The organism is Janthinobacterium sp. FW305-129, assembly GCF_020858115.1.
GTDB lineage: Bacteria > Pseudomonadota > Gammaproteobacteria > Burkholderiales > Burkholderiaceae_D > Janthinobacterium.
This window is the reverse complement of record NZ_JACYMM010000006.1, coordinates 1-12,616: the sequence shown is the minus strand read 5'-3', so window position 1 is coordinate 12,616 and position 12,616 is coordinate 1. Positions and strand designations below refer to the sequence as shown.

Below are 12,616 nucleotides of genomic sequence, written 5' to 3'. Positions count from 1 at the left end.
TATTTATCTATAATGCAAAGCTATACGTACGGTAAAACATCGTTTTTTTAAATGTATAACCGTTATTTATGCCCATTTTCCATTTATTCATGGGTGGACGGGCTACGCGCAAGCGCCATCGCTATTACACTAGGAGGACAAGGAGAACTGTATGAGCCAGACCAGCGTAGAACTCAAGGTCGATTTAAATGACAATTCGCCTTTATATATGCAGATCGCCCGCAAGCTGAGCGATGACGTACGCAACGGCCGCTACCAGGTAGACCAGGCCCTGCCATCCGAACGTACCCTGTCCGAACTGCTCGACGTATCGCGCGTGACTGCCCGCAAGGCCATCGATCAATTGGTCGAGCAAGGCCTCGTCGTGCGCCGCCGTGGTTCGGGCAACTATATTGCCCCGCGCATCGAGCAGCCCCTGTCGAACCTGTCGAGCTTTTCCGAGCAGCTGCAGCAGCGCGGCTACCGTCCCGGCTCGCGCTGGCTCAAGCGCGAAGTCGTCATCGCCAGCAGCGATGAACAGCTGAGCCTGGGCCTGGCGCAGAACACGAAAGTGGCGCGCCTGGAGCGCTTGCGCTTGGCCGACGACGTGGTGATGGCATATGAAGTGAGCGTGCTGCCCTTCAGCGTGGTGCCGGACCCGGCCGCCATGGGCGACTCGCTGTACGAATACTTGAGCAGCATCAAGAAGGCCCCCGTGCGCGCCTTGCAGCACATCCGCGCCATGAATGCGACGGACGTGCTGGCCAAGCAGCTGGGCATCCCCGATGGCCAGGCCGTGCTGTTCATCACGCGCATCGCCTACCTGGACTCGGGCGAAGCGGTGGAACTGACGCATTCGTATTGCCGCAGCGACCATTACGACTTCGTGGCGGAAATGCGCCGTTCTCCATAAAGCTACTGCGCGATCAGGCGGATCATGGATTCGGCCACGCCGACGGATGACTCCCAGCTCATGCCGGTCACCAGCCGGCCATCGACCTCGACGTGACTCTTGCCGTTGGCGCCGTGCCGGAAAATGCCGCCATGGCGCTTGATGCTGGCTTCCGCCGAGAAGGGATAGGCCTTGTATACCGGCGATTCCTTGTTGAGATACGCATCGGGGAACGAGGTGAGCACCTTGCCCTGGATCAGGAAAGTCCCGTCACTGAGCTTCAGATTCTTGATGCCCTCGGTGCCATGGCAGATGGCCGCGATCACCCCTCCTTGTTGCTCGTAGATACGCATAGCGATGTCCTGCAGCGGCTTGTTGTCCGGGATGCCGACGATGGCCGCGCCGCCGCCGACGAAAGCCATGCCCGCATACTCGTCTGCCCTGACCTCGGAAACGGGCTTGGTATGGGCCAGTGCCCACATGAAATCACTGTCGTACAGATGCTTTTTGAGCAACTCGTCCGACGTGACGATCATTTCCAGGGGAATGGCGCCTCCCTCGGGACTGACGAAGTCGACCGCGTACCCTGCTTTGCGAAAGGCATCATAGGTATAGGCCAGCTCGGGAAAATTATTGCCCGCGTTAATTTTTGTACCGGGATATTGATGCACATTTGATACGACCAGCAGCACTTTGCGTGCATGGCGCGGGGCTGCGGGCTCGCGATCGGCCGACTTGCTGATGATCTTCCAGTTGCCGGCGATCTTTTTCAAAAGAAAGACATCCACATAGCGTACCCCTTGCTGGGGAATGTGGATCTCGGCCTTGGCGGTGGCCACCTTGCCGCTCGCCTCCACCTTGATCAGTCGCCCGTGGCGCCCATTGAATTGGCCTATTTTCTCCTGGGGAAAGAGTTTGGCGTATTCCGGACCGCTGAGCTCCCATTCCGTATCGTTTTTGCCGTCCAGGTAAAGGCGGGCGGTGGTATGGAAGGCCTGGTTGATCTCGTCCGGTACGTTGAAGCTGGTGCCGTGCAGATACAAGCGCACGGTTTCCCGGATGGCATTTTCGTCCTGGTCTGCGGTTGCGGCGGTGCCGGCGGCGGCGCTGCCGAGCAAGCAACAGGCGAGTACCGTTCGCAATAAAAACTGAATCATGACTTTACCCTGAATGAATAACTGCGTTTATCGGAGCAACGACTATTGCAGGTCGTTGCTGGTCGATAAGTTATCGAAATGCAGGGGAGTTGATGTCGCCAAACATGATTTCAGACTCCGGAATGGCGATTCCGGAGCGGTTTTACGCGGAAACGGCCCTGGCCGCCGGGCTGGATTGGGCGCGGAAGCTGGCGGGTGTCTGCCCAGTAACTTTCTTGAAGGCTGAGTAGAAGGTGGAACTGGAATTGAACCCGCAGCGCTCGGCAACGGTATCCATGTTCAGTTGCGGCTCGTCGGCCAAGACCTGTTTCGCTTCGGCGATACGGTATTCGTTGACGTAGGTGGTGAAGCTCTTGCTCAGCTTGTCATTCAGCACTTGCGACACCTGCGCCTGCGTGCACCCTGCCCGTTTGGCCAGTTGCGCCAGGGTGAGGTTCGGATTCAGATAGGATTTCTGCCCGCTCATCTGTTGTTCCAGCGCAGCGAGCACGGCAAGCGCATCTTCGTGCGTCAGGCGGCTGTTCTGGTACTTCTGCCTCGGGTCGGAAGGCGTCGAGGTTTCCTTTCTCAGCAGAAAGACCATGACCGCGACATGCAGCGAGAAGGTAAATGACAAGGCGCCGACAATATACGACGTGAACGGCGTGCTCGCGTACGCCGCCAGCATGACACCGCTGCCTGCAAAGACGCTCAGCAGGAGTACGCTGCCGGTCGCCATCCGCTGTCCGTCGTTCAGCCATGCATGGCGGCTTTGCCAGAGCAACTTGGCAGTTGCCAGCAGGTAGCATAACCAGAACACATGAATGGCATGGCTCGACTGGTTCCACACAGCACGATACGCGGAATACGGAAAGGCAACGCCTATGCCTATCAGCAGGAAGGACAGGCCGAGATGCCAGCGCCATTCTTGGCCGGCAGGCAGTTGCGCGCGCCCGGCGATGAAAGCGCGCACATACAGATAGGTCAAGGGGCCGATCAGCAGGCAAGCTGACAGGCCCAGCTGGCGGAATTCGATGGCGATCGCCGGGTTGAAGTAGAGGAAGGCGGATTTGGCGGTGCGCACCCCCACGGCAAGCAGCAATGCACCGAGCATGCAATCGGCCAGGCAGCGAGGCCGGCGGCTGAAAAAATAGACGGCCAGAAAAATGCCGTTGATGGCGCCCAGGGCGCTAAACAGGAACAGCAATTGGCGAGCGATCATGGGCGTGTCGTGAATTAGGGCGTCGAACCCAAGTATAGACACAAACGGGAGCGTATCGAAGTACAAGTAGTACACCACGTCCTGCATCAGCCATAAACTCCCGTTATGCCCGCCCGCCAACCTTTCATGGTTGATCTTGCTCGTTGGTATTAAACTGGTTTCACCTTCAACCATGTTCTGAAATCATGTTGAAAACTGAAACCCCGAGCCGGCGGCATCCGGATCTGGACCTGTATCCGGTGGAGCAACTGGTGGCGGCGCTGGTCGATGACCAGTTCTGGGCCGTCGAAGCCGTGCGGCTGGCCTCGCCGCAAATCGCTGCCGCCATCACGGCCGCCCTGCCCCGCATCGCCGCCGGCGGACGCCTGCTGTACGTGGGTGCGGGCACGTCGGGACGCCTGGGCGTGCTCGACAGCGTTGAATTGACTCCCACGTTCTCCTGGCCGCCCGAGCGGGCCGTCGCGATCCTGGCCGGCGGCGCGGGCGCCATGTTCACGGCCGTCGAAGGGGCGGAAGATGATGTACAGCAAGGCGAGCGCGATGTGCTGGCCCTGTTGCCGCAAGTAAATGACGTGGTGATCCTGCTGGCCGCCTCCGGCGCCACGCCGTACGTGCTGGGCGCCTTGCTGGCCGCGCGCAAGGCGGGCGCCTTGACCATAGGCATCGCCAACAATGTGGACGCCCCCGTGGCGCACGAGGCGCAATGCGGCATCGTGCTCGACACGGGTATGGAAGTCATTTCCGGCAGCACGCGTCTGAAAGCGGGCACGGCGCAAAAAATCACCCTGAACACGATTTCCAGCGCTCTGATGGTGGGTTTGCACAAAACTTACGGAAACTTGATGGTAGACTTGAAGCCGACCAACGCCAAGCTGATCTGGCGGGCCGTGCGTCTGACCATGCATGCCACGGGCGCCAGCGAGGCGCAGGCCAGGGCCGTGCTGGAGCAATGCCACTATCACGTCAAGGTGGCGATTGTTGCCTTGATCAAAAAAATCAACACAAACCAGGCACAGGCATTGTTGGCCGGCGCGGACGGCAGTGTGCGGGCAGCACTGGCGGCGTGATCCGATGGCGCGGCATTCTTCTGTCTGGGAGACAAAGAAGGATGTATGGAGCTAGTGAAACAAGCCGCCCCGGCGCGCAAAAATAATCCGTGGCTGTGGATCCCATCCCTGTATTTCGGCCAGGGCATACCCTATGTCGTGGTCATGACCTTGTCCGTGATCATGTACAAGAATTACGGCTTTTCCAATACGGATATCGCGCTGTACACAAGCTGGCTGTACTTGCCCTGGGTCATCAAGCCCCTGTGGTCGCCTTTCATCGATATGTACCGCACCAAGCGCTTCTGGATTGTCGGCTTGCAGCTGGTGATCGGCGCCGCGCTGGCGCTGGTGGCCCTGACGACGTCCCTGCCCCATTTCTTCCAGATCAGCCTGGCCGTTTTCTGGCTGATGGCCTTCAGTTCCGCCACGCATGATATCGCCGCCGACGGCTTTTATATGCTGGGCCTGGAAGAGCACCAGCAGGCGGCCTTCGTCGGCGTGCGCAGCACGTTTTACAGATTGGCAATGATCGCGGGCCAGGGCGGCTTGGTGTTTCTGGCCGGCTACCTGACGCATGCGACGGGCAATGTGCAGCTGGCCTGGTCCGTCGTGTTTGCCATTCTGGCGGGCCTGTTCATCGCCCTCTTCCTCTATCATTATTTTGTCTTGCCGAAACCGAAGGATGACCGCCCCAGCATCCAGGGTGCTGGTATTTCCCCGTTGCAAGAGTTCATCGCCACCTTTGCCGCCTTCTTCAAGAAGAAGGATATTTTCGTCATCCTGGGCTTCTTGCTGCTGTTCCGCCTCGGCGAAGCGCAACTGCTGAAATTGGCCGCACCCTTCCTGCTCGACCCGGTCGCCAAGGGCGGCCTGGGCCTCAGCACGGAACAGGTGGGCCTCGTCTACGGCACCATCGGCGTGATCGCCCTGACCCTGGGCGGCTTGCTGGGCGGATTCATCATTTCCCGCTTCGGCTTGAAACGTTGCCTGTGGATCATGGTGCTGTCCGTCCACTTGCCCGACCTGGTCTTCGTCTACCTGGCCAGCGCCCTGCCCAGCAACATCTATGTGATCGCCGGTGGTATTGCGTTGGAGCAATTTGGCTATGGCTTCGGTTTCGCTTCTTATATGTTGTACATGATCATGGTGTCCGATGGCGCCCATAAAACGGCCCATTACGCCATTTGCACGGGCTTCATGGCTCTGGGCATGATGTTGCCGGGCATGGCCAGCGGCTGGATACAGCAAATGCTCGGCTACCAGCACTTCTTCATCTGGGTCTGCATCGCCACGATTCCCGCTTTCATCATGGCCGCGCTGGTCAAGATCGATCCGGAATTCGGCAAGAAGACCGAGGCCTGATTCTTTTGAACCGTGCGCCCGCAAGGATGGCGGGCGCACAGTAAAATGCCCCACCGATAGACCTGCGCTCCACCACTGCAAGGAATTGTTTTGTTGTCTACTTTCAAAAAACGCCTGGGCACCACGGTCGGCGTACTGGCCGCGCTGGCCACCGCCACATTGCTCAGCAGCTGTACCAGCACCAAACTGCCCTCCGCAGTGACGCCAGGCGAAGCGGGCTTGCCGGCTGTGCCGCCCGTGCAGCACATCACGGGCGAAGTGCCGCCGCCGGCGCCGCGCGAGTTCCGCGCCGCCTGGGTCTCGACGGTGGCCAATATCGACTGGCCCAGCCGCAGCAATTTGCCTGTCGCCAAGCAGCAAGCCGAAGCGATCGCCATCCTCGACCGCGCCAAGTCCTTGAATCTGAACGCGATCGTGCTGCAGGTGCGTCCCAGCGCGGACACGATTTACCCGTCGCAGCTGGAACCGTGGTCGGAATACCTGACGGGCAAGCAAGGCCAGCCGCCGTTGCCCCTGTATGACCCGCTGGCCTTCTGGGTGGCCCAGGCGCATGCGCGCGGCCTGGAATTGCACGCCTGGTTCAACCCCTACCGGGCCCGCCACGCGACGGCCAAGTCGCCGCTGGCTCGCGACAGTTTCGCGTCCACCAACCCGGCGTCCGTCAAGCAATACGGCCGCTACCTGTGGATGGACCCGGGCGACGCGGCCGCCTCGAAGCACACGACGGACGTAGTGCTCGACGTGGTGCGCCGCTACGATATCGATGGCGTGCACATCGACGATTACTTTTATCCGTATCCGATCGACGCGCCTGGCGCCGGTGCCGGTGCGGAAACGGCCGCGCTGGATGCGGGCAATGGCGGCGCCAAGCGTGAACTGCCTTTCCCCGATGAGCCTTCCTGGCAGCAATATCTGCTGGCCGGCGGCGATCTCGACCGCGCTTCGTGGCGCCGCCAGAACGTCAATCAGTTGATCGAAGCGTTATATACCGGCATCCACCGCGAAAAGAGCTGGGTGCGCTTCGGCATCAGCCCGTTCGGCATCGGCCGTCCCGACCGCCGCCCTGCCGGCATCGTCGGCTTCAGCCAGTACGACAAATTGTATGCGGATGCGGAATTGTGGCTGGCCAAGGGCTGGCTCGATTACCTGTCGCCGCAGTTGTACTGGCCCGTGGCGCAGGCGCCGCAAGCGTTTGGCGTGCTGCTCGACTATTGGCTGGCGCAAAACCCGTACGGCCGCCACGTGTGGCCCGGTTTATATACGAGCCGCATCGACAATTCCGCCAAATCCTTCACGCCGCAAGAGATCATCAAGCAGATCGAAGTGACGCGCACGCGCCCCGGCGCGAATGGACAAGTGCATTTCAGCATGGTGCCCCTGATGCAGAACCGCAAGGGTGTCAGCGAGCAACTCAAGGCGACCGTATATCAAAGCCCTGCCCTGATTCCCGCCACACCGTGGCTGGGCAAGGAAGCGCCGGGCACGCCCGTGCTGGCCTTGCGCCGCGATTCCACCAGCCTGAACATCAAATTGACGGCAGGCGGCGGCAAAGCCGTGGCGCAATATGCCGTCTGGGCCCGCTACGGCGAAGACTGGCGCTTTACCGTGGTCACGGGCGTGCAAGGCGAGCTGACCCTGGTCGACGATGCCGTTGGTAAAGTCAATGCGGTGGTGGTCAGCGCCGTGGACCGCCTCGGCAATGAAAGCCCCCGCGTCACCGTGCGCGCACCGTTTACGGCCCTCGCCAAGTAATTGTTGCCGGATCACCGCTAGTCCATAACCTGCAGGCATGAAACATGCGCAAGCTTTCATGCCTGCAAGCTCGGCTTGGCTTTACACTCATGCCATGATTTCCTTCCCTGTAACCCATACTGACACTGCCGTGCTGGGGCTGGGCATCGACGCGGGCGGCACGCAGACGCGCTGGGCCCTGGCCAACGGGGGCGGCGTCATCGTGGCCGATGGGGCCGTGGAAGGCTTGTCTGCCTTGCAAATGAGCAGCGAAGCGGGCCGCGCGGCCGTGCACGCCACGTTTGCGAAACTGTCTCAGGCTGTGCTGGCCATCGGCCAGCCGCGTGCCGTGGTGGCCGGTTTGACTGGCTTTGGCGGCGACGATGTAACGCTGGCGCACATGCTGGCGGAGTTGCTGGCGCTGGACGCCAGCGACGTTCGCTTGGGCAATGATATCGACATCGCGTATCGCGACAGTTTTGAACCAGGTCAGGGTTATCTGGTCTACGCTGGCACGGGTTCGATTGCCGCCTGGATCGATGCGGATGGCGTGTTTCACCGGGCGGGCGGGCGCGGCGTGTTGCTCGACGATGGCGGCGGCGGTTACTGGATCGCGCGCGAAGCCTTGCGCCACATCTGGCGCCGCGAAGACGAGGCGCCCGGCAGCTGGCAAGCGTCTCCCATGGCCGTGGCCGTGTTTGCGCAACTGGGCGGCAGCGACTGGTCGCTGTCGCGCGCCTTCATGTATGGCCAGGACCGGGGTGCCATCGGCCGGCTGGCGCTGGCCGTGGCCGCCAGTGCGGATGCCGACCCGCTGGCGCTGGACATCTTGCAGCGCGCGGGACAGGAACTGGCGCGTTTGGCGCTGGCCCTGACGGCGCGCTACGGTCCCCGTCCCGTGGTGCTGGCGGGGCGCGCGGCGCAATTGCACCCGGCCATCGCCGCTGCCATGCGGGCCGCTTTGCCTGTATCGTTGCAAATGGAGCAAAAAGTTGCCCGCTCGCATGAGGCCGCGGCCAAGCTGGCGGCCAGGACGGCCAGCTTGTATGCCGGCAAAGACTGACTATTTTATTAACTCGAACACGGATCTTTCATGAAGAAAATCGCCCTCGCCCTGCTGGTGGCCCTGCTCTCCGCCTGTACCACGCCCGCGCCGCACCTCGACCACAGTTTGACGGCGCGCGGCCAGAGCCCGCGCGTGAAATTCATCGTCATCCATTACACGGTCAGCGACTTGCCCCGCTCGATCAAGATCCTGACGGAACAAGTGGTCAGCAGCCATTATTTGCTGACGGACACGGACAAGCCGAAGTTTTACGTCTTGGTCGACGAATCGCGCCAGGCTAATCATGCGGGTGTGAGTAACTGGAAGACTTATACACAGTTGAATGTCAGCTCGATCGGCATCGAGATCGTCAACCCAGGCTACAAGGACACGCCGGAAGGCCGCCTCTGGTATCCGTTTCCCCAGGCACAGATCGATGAGCTGATTCCGCTGCTGAAAGATATCCAGGCCCGCTACAACATCGCGCCGGAAAACATCCTCGGTCATAACGAGATCGCCCCGCAGCGCAAGCAGGACCCGGGTCCGCTGTTCCCATGGCGCCAGTTGGCCGACGCGGGCCTGATCGTCTGGCCCGATGCCAACCGCGTCGCCGCGCAACGCCTCATTTTTGAGCAGCAAGTGCCGGACGCTGTCTGGTTCCAGAAAAAGCTGGCCCAGCATGGCTATGCGACGCCGCAGACGGGCGTCTTCGACGACGCGACGCGCAATGTGCTGATCGCCTTCCAGATGAAATACCGCAACACCTTGTTCGACGGCACGCCCGATGGCGAAACGGCGGCCCTGCTGGAAGTGCTGACGACACCGGCCGCAGCTGTTGTCGCAAAGTAGCACGGCCGTTCCAGCCCATGACTTTTTCTTATATGCTGAACGTTGACGGCCCAGACGGCCACGGCAAGGTAAAGGAATAGCTCATGCGGCTGCGTCATATCGAAGTGTTTCACGCCATCATGCAAGTTGGCACCATCAGCGGCGCCGCCCAGGTGCTGCATATCTCGCAACCGGCCGTGACCAAGGTCTTGCAGCATTGCGAGTTGCAACTGGGCATGCCGCTGTTCGAGCGCGTGCGGGGCAAGCTGTACCCGAAACCCGAGGCACACCGCTTGTTTGTCGAGACGGAAAAGCTCAACCGCGACTTGTTGGGCATCCGCCGCCTGGCGGCCAGCCTGAAGGGTCACGCGGTGGAAACCATCCGTTTGGTCTCCACGCCGACGCTCGCCATCAGCGTCTTGCCGTTTGCCATGACGGAATGGCGGCGCGACTTTCCCCACACGCGTTGCCAGCTGGCCACCCATCACACGGGCGAGATCGTCAATACCCTGCGCCTCGGTGAAGCGGACCTGGCCGTGTCGCTGCAAGACCCGCGCCATCCGGGCATCGTGGCCGAACCCATTGCGCACGGCGTCATGACGGTGATCGCCCCCGCCGGCACCTGGCATGCGGCCGATTGCGGCACACCGTTGACGGCGCATGGCCTGAATGGCGAGCTGATCGGCCATGCGGACAACGATCCGCTGGGCGAACTGGTGGTCGCCGCCTGCGAGGCGCAGGATATCCACCCCGTCTTCAGTACCGTGGTGCAGACCTATCAAATCGCCCGTTCCCTGGTGGAAGCGGGCGCCGGCATGGCCGTGGTCGACCCGTTCACGGCCGCGTCCGGCTCGCCCGAGCGGCTGCAGCGCCGTCCCTGGGCGCCCACGATACCGATCCAACTGTATTTATTGACGGCGAGCCACTCGCCGCTGTCGCATGGCGCGCGGCGCCTGGCCGACAGCATCGGCGTGGCGGCGCGCAACTGCCTGGAAAGAGGAGTCTGATGTCTGTTGCAAGTTTGCAATTGGAAGCGGTCGGCAACGATCCGCAATTTCGCCACCTGAGCAGCATCGCCGGCATCGCCGTCGACTTGCGCTATGCCACGCCCGACAATTTCGTCGGCCGCGACTTATACAGCCCCATCGATTGCGCCTGGCTGCACCGTGACGCGGCCGCCGCGCTGGAGCAGGCCGTGGCCTGGCTGGCCGCGCATCGTCCCGATCATCATTTATTGGTGCTCGACGCCCTGCGCCCGCAACGGGTGCAGCAGCAGCTGTGGGATGCGCTGCAGGGAACGGAGTTGCTGGGTTACATCGCCGAACCGTCGCGCGGCTCGATCCACTCGTTCGGCATGGCGCTCGACATCACCATCGTGGGGCCGGACGGCAGGGAACTGGACATGGGCACGGGCTTTGACGATCTGAGTGAGCGCTCGCATCCGGCGCTGGAGCTGGCTTTGCTGGAGAAGGGGGAAATTACGGAGGAGCAAGTGGCGCACCGCCGCTTGCTGCGCGACGCCATGTTCCAGGCGGGCTTCTTCGGCATCAACAGCGAATGGTGGCACTTCGATTGCGGCGACCGGGTGCTGGTGCGCCAGACCTACACCCGGGTACTCTGATTAGAAGACTTTTAAGCCCTTCAGCATCACGATCAGGATCAATACAGGCGAGACAAAGCGCAGCAGGAACAGCAGCACATGCGCCAGGGTTTGATTCTGCAACTGGCCGTGATTGCTGATTGCCTCGATAAAATGCTGCTTGCCCCAGGCCCAGCCTGTAAACAAGGCAATGGCGATGCCGCCCACGGGCAGGAAGATATTCGACGAGACGAAGTCGAACAGATCAAACATATTCAAATTAAACAGCTTGAAGTCTGCCAGGCTGCTGTTGCTCAGCGCGCACACGGAGCCGAGCACGGCCAGCAGCAGCATGGTCACGATGGTGGCCTTCGTGCGCGTCCAGCCGAAGCGCTCATGGAAAATCACCACGGGCACTTCCATCAGCGACAGCATCGCCCCCGTGGCGGCCACGGCGGCCAGGATGAAGAACACCACCATCAGGGCTTGCCCCATCGGGATTTGCGAAAACACGGCGGGAATCGTGATGAACACCAGCGACGGTCCCGCACTGGGGGCGAAACCAAACGTGAATACGGCGGGGAAGATGGCGATGCCGGCCAGCATCGATACACCGAGGTCGGCCGCCATCACGCGCAAGGTGGTGACGGGGATATTCTGGTCATCGCGGAAATAGCTGCCGTAGGTCATCATCGTGCCCATGCCGACGGACAATTTAAAGAAGGCCAGGCCCATGGCCGTCAGCACGACGGAAGCCGTCAGCTTGGAAAAATCAGGACGGAACAGGAAGGCCAGGCCTTCGCCCGCTTTATCGAGCGACAGGCTGACCGCGCACAGCAGCAGCAACAGCAGGAACAGCAGCGGCATCAGTTTCTTGGCGATCGCCTCGATACCCTTGGTCACGCCCAGCATCAATATACCGCCGATAAACAGCAGCACGCCCCATTGCCACAACAGCGATTGCAAAGGATTGCTGATCAGCGAGGCGAAAGCCGCCTCCGTCACCAGCTTGTCGCTGCTCAAGATGGAGCCATCGATGGCCTTGGCGATATAGGCAAACACCCAGCCCACCACTTCCGAATAAAACGCGACGATCAGGAAGGCGGCGACCATGCCGATGAGGCCGACCAGCCACCAGGGCTTGCCCTTCGGTGCCAGCCGTTCCATGGTGGAGATCGGGTTGACCTTGGCGCGGCGCCCCAGGGTGATTTCCGCGATCATCACGGGCAGTCCCACTAAAAGGGTAGCGAGCAGATAGATGAGCAGGAAGCCGGCGCCGCCATTGGCGCCTGTCAGATAGGGGAACTTCCAGATATTGCCGAGACCGACTGCGGAACCGAGGGTGGCGGCGAGCACGCCGAAGCCAGTGGTAAAGCCAGCTCGTTTCAGGGTCAGGCCTGATCCTTGAGCTTGTTGTTTCATGGTGAATCTTCTATGGTTCTATATATAGGCAAGCGCCGTTTGGCGCGGAGGGGGCGAAATTGTAGCAGTTGGCCGCAAATACCCCGGAAAAGCCTTGCTTCCACTGGGGCGCTTTGCTATAGTTCGCCTCCCCAATGAGACGCAGTCAAATTCGGCAGTTGAGGATCACCGGAAACGGCGATGAGTAGTAAAAGAAGGAGTTGACGGATGTAGTGAAATGCTTCATACTCTTCCTTCTTCGCAGCTGACAAACACAACGCTTTGTCGATAGCGCGAGAGTAGCAAATAAGCAGTACCGAATACAGTTCTTTAACAATTAACAGTCGATAAGTGTGGACATTTGATGTAGTGCAGCGCCGATCTTCGGATTG

Annotated in this window: 12 protein-coding genes; 8 read left to right on the top strand and 4 right to left on the bottom strand. The window is 60.8% G+C overall.

Translation table 11 applies throughout. The features are described from left to right. Positions 1 to 151 precede the first annotated feature (151 nt). The gene (locus IGS61_RS13190; protein ID WP_230540001.1) at positions 152 to 892 is read left to right on the top strand and encodes a GntR family transcriptional regulator; all 741 of its coding nucleotides are present in this window, start codon (positions 152 to 154) and stop codon (positions 890 to 892) included. Between the two features lie 2 nt (positions 893 to 894). On the opposite strand, the gene IGS61_RS13185 is transcribed toward IGS61_RS13190, so the two are convergent. Beyond that, positions 895 to 2,028, bottom strand: a complete 1,134-nt coding sequence (locus tag IGS61_RS13185; RefSeq protein WP_230540000.1) for a nuclear transport factor 2 family protein — start codon at positions 2,026 to 2,028, stop codon at positions 895 to 897. A 142-nt stretch (positions 2,029 to 2,170) separates the two neighbouring features. Continuing rightward, the gene (locus IGS61_RS13180) at positions 2,171 to 3,229 is read right to left on the bottom strand and encodes a helix-turn-helix transcriptional regulator (RefSeq protein ID WP_230539999.1); all 1,059 of its coding nucleotides are present in this window, start codon (positions 3,227 to 3,229) and stop codon (positions 2,171 to 2,173) included. Between the two features lie 185 nt (positions 3,230 to 3,414). Here IGS61_RS13180 and IGS61_RS13175 point away from each other — a divergent pair, with 185 nt between their 5' ends. The 7 genes from IGS61_RS13175 (at position 3,415) to IGS61_RS13145 (ending at position 10,865) form a co-directional block, all read left to right on the top strand. Further along, on the top strand, positions 3,415 to 4,296 hold the full coding sequence (locus IGS61_RS13175) for an N-acetylmuramic acid 6-phosphate etherase (RefSeq protein WP_230539998.1): 882 nt from the start codon (positions 3,415 to 3,417) through the stop codon (positions 4,294 to 4,296). Between the two features lie 45 nt (positions 4,297 to 4,341). Next, complete coding sequence (locus tag IGS61_RS13170; RefSeq protein WP_230539997.1) at positions 4,342 to 5,640, top strand: MFS transporter; 1,299 nt, start codon at positions 4,342 to 4,344, stop codon at positions 5,638 to 5,640. Between the two features lie 90 nt (positions 5,641 to 5,730). Next, on the top strand, positions 5,731 to 7,392 hold the full coding sequence (locus IGS61_RS13165) for a glycoside hydrolase family 10 protein (RefSeq protein ID WP_230539996.1): 1,662 nt from the start codon (positions 5,731 to 5,733) through the stop codon (positions 7,390 to 7,392). A 94-nt stretch (positions 7,393 to 7,486) separates the two neighbouring features. Next, the gene (locus IGS61_RS13160; protein ID WP_230539995.1) at positions 7,487 to 8,434 is read left to right on the top strand and encodes a BadF/BadG/BcrA/BcrD ATPase family protein; all 948 of its coding nucleotides are present in this window, start codon (positions 7,487 to 7,489) and stop codon (positions 8,432 to 8,434) included. 30 nt (positions 8,435 to 8,464) lie between these two features. After that, positions 8,465 to 9,265, top strand: coding sequence for an N-acetylmuramoyl-L-alanine amidase (locus IGS61_RS13155; protein ID WP_230539994.1), 801 nt, complete (start codon positions 8,465 to 8,467; stop codon positions 9,263 to 9,265). 83 nt (positions 9,266 to 9,348) lie between these two features. Continuing rightward, positions 9,349 to 10,251, top strand: a complete 903-nt coding sequence (locus tag IGS61_RS13150; protein WP_070288989.1) for a LysR family transcriptional regulator — start codon at positions 9,349 to 9,351, stop codon at positions 10,249 to 10,251. Continuing rightward, positions 10,251 to 10,865 (top strand): M15 family metallopeptidase, encoded by a 615-nt coding sequence (locus IGS61_RS13145; protein ID WP_230539993.1) that lies wholly within the window; start codon positions 10,251 to 10,253, stop codon positions 10,863 to 10,865. The genes IGS61_RS13150 and IGS61_RS13145 overlap by 1 nt, the downstream gene beginning before the upstream one ends. Here the strand turns inward: IGS61_RS13145 and IGS61_RS13140 are convergent, their stop codons facing one another. After that, the gene (locus IGS61_RS13140; RefSeq protein WP_230539992.1) at positions 10,866 to 12,245 is read right to left on the bottom strand and encodes a sodium-dependent transporter; all 1,380 of its coding nucleotides are present in this window, start codon (positions 12,243 to 12,245) and stop codon (positions 10,866 to 10,868) included. A 116-nt stretch (positions 12,246 to 12,361) separates the two neighbouring features. After that, positions 12,362 to 12,616: hypothetical protein (locus IGS61_RS13135; RefSeq protein WP_230539991.1), on the bottom strand; the 255-nt coding region annotated here is incomplete at its 5' end.

Coding starts and splice junctions, on each gene's coding strand:
- IGS61_RS13190 (WP_230540001.1), top strand. CDS start 152: ATGAGCCAGACCAGCGTAGAACTCAAGGTCGATTTAAATGACAATTCG.
- IGS61_RS13185 (WP_230540000.1), bottom strand. CDS start 2,028: ATGATTCAGTTTTTATTGCGAACGGTACTCGCCTGTTGCTTGCTCGGC.
- IGS61_RS13180 (WP_230539999.1), bottom strand. CDS start 3,229: ATGATCGCTCGCCAATTGCTGTTCCTGTTTAGCGCCCTGGGCGCCATC.
- IGS61_RS13175 (WP_230539998.1), top strand. CDS start 3,415: ATGTTGAAAACTGAAACCCCGAGCCGGCGGCATCCGGATCTGGACCTG.
- IGS61_RS13170 (WP_230539997.1), top strand. CDS start 4,342: ATGGAGCTAGTGAAACAAGCCGCCCCGGCGCGCAAAAATAATCCGTGG.
- IGS61_RS13160 (WP_230539995.1), top strand. CDS start 7,487: ATGATTTCCTTCCCTGTAACCCATACTGACACTGCCGTGCTGGGGCTG.
- IGS61_RS13155 (WP_230539994.1), top strand. CDS start 8,465: ATGAAGAAAATCGCCCTCGCCCTGCTGGTGGCCCTGCTCTCCGCCTGT.
- IGS61_RS13150 (WP_070288989.1), top strand. CDS start 9,349: ATGCGGCTGCGTCATATCGAAGTGTTTCACGCCATCATGCAAGTTGGC.
- IGS61_RS13145 (WP_230539993.1), top strand. CDS start 10,251: ATGTCTGTTGCAAGTTTGCAATTGGAAGCGGTCGGCAACGATCCGCAA.
- IGS61_RS13140 (WP_230539992.1), bottom strand. CDS start 12,245: ATGAAACAACAAGCTCAAGGATCAGGCCTGACCCTGAAACGAGCTGGC.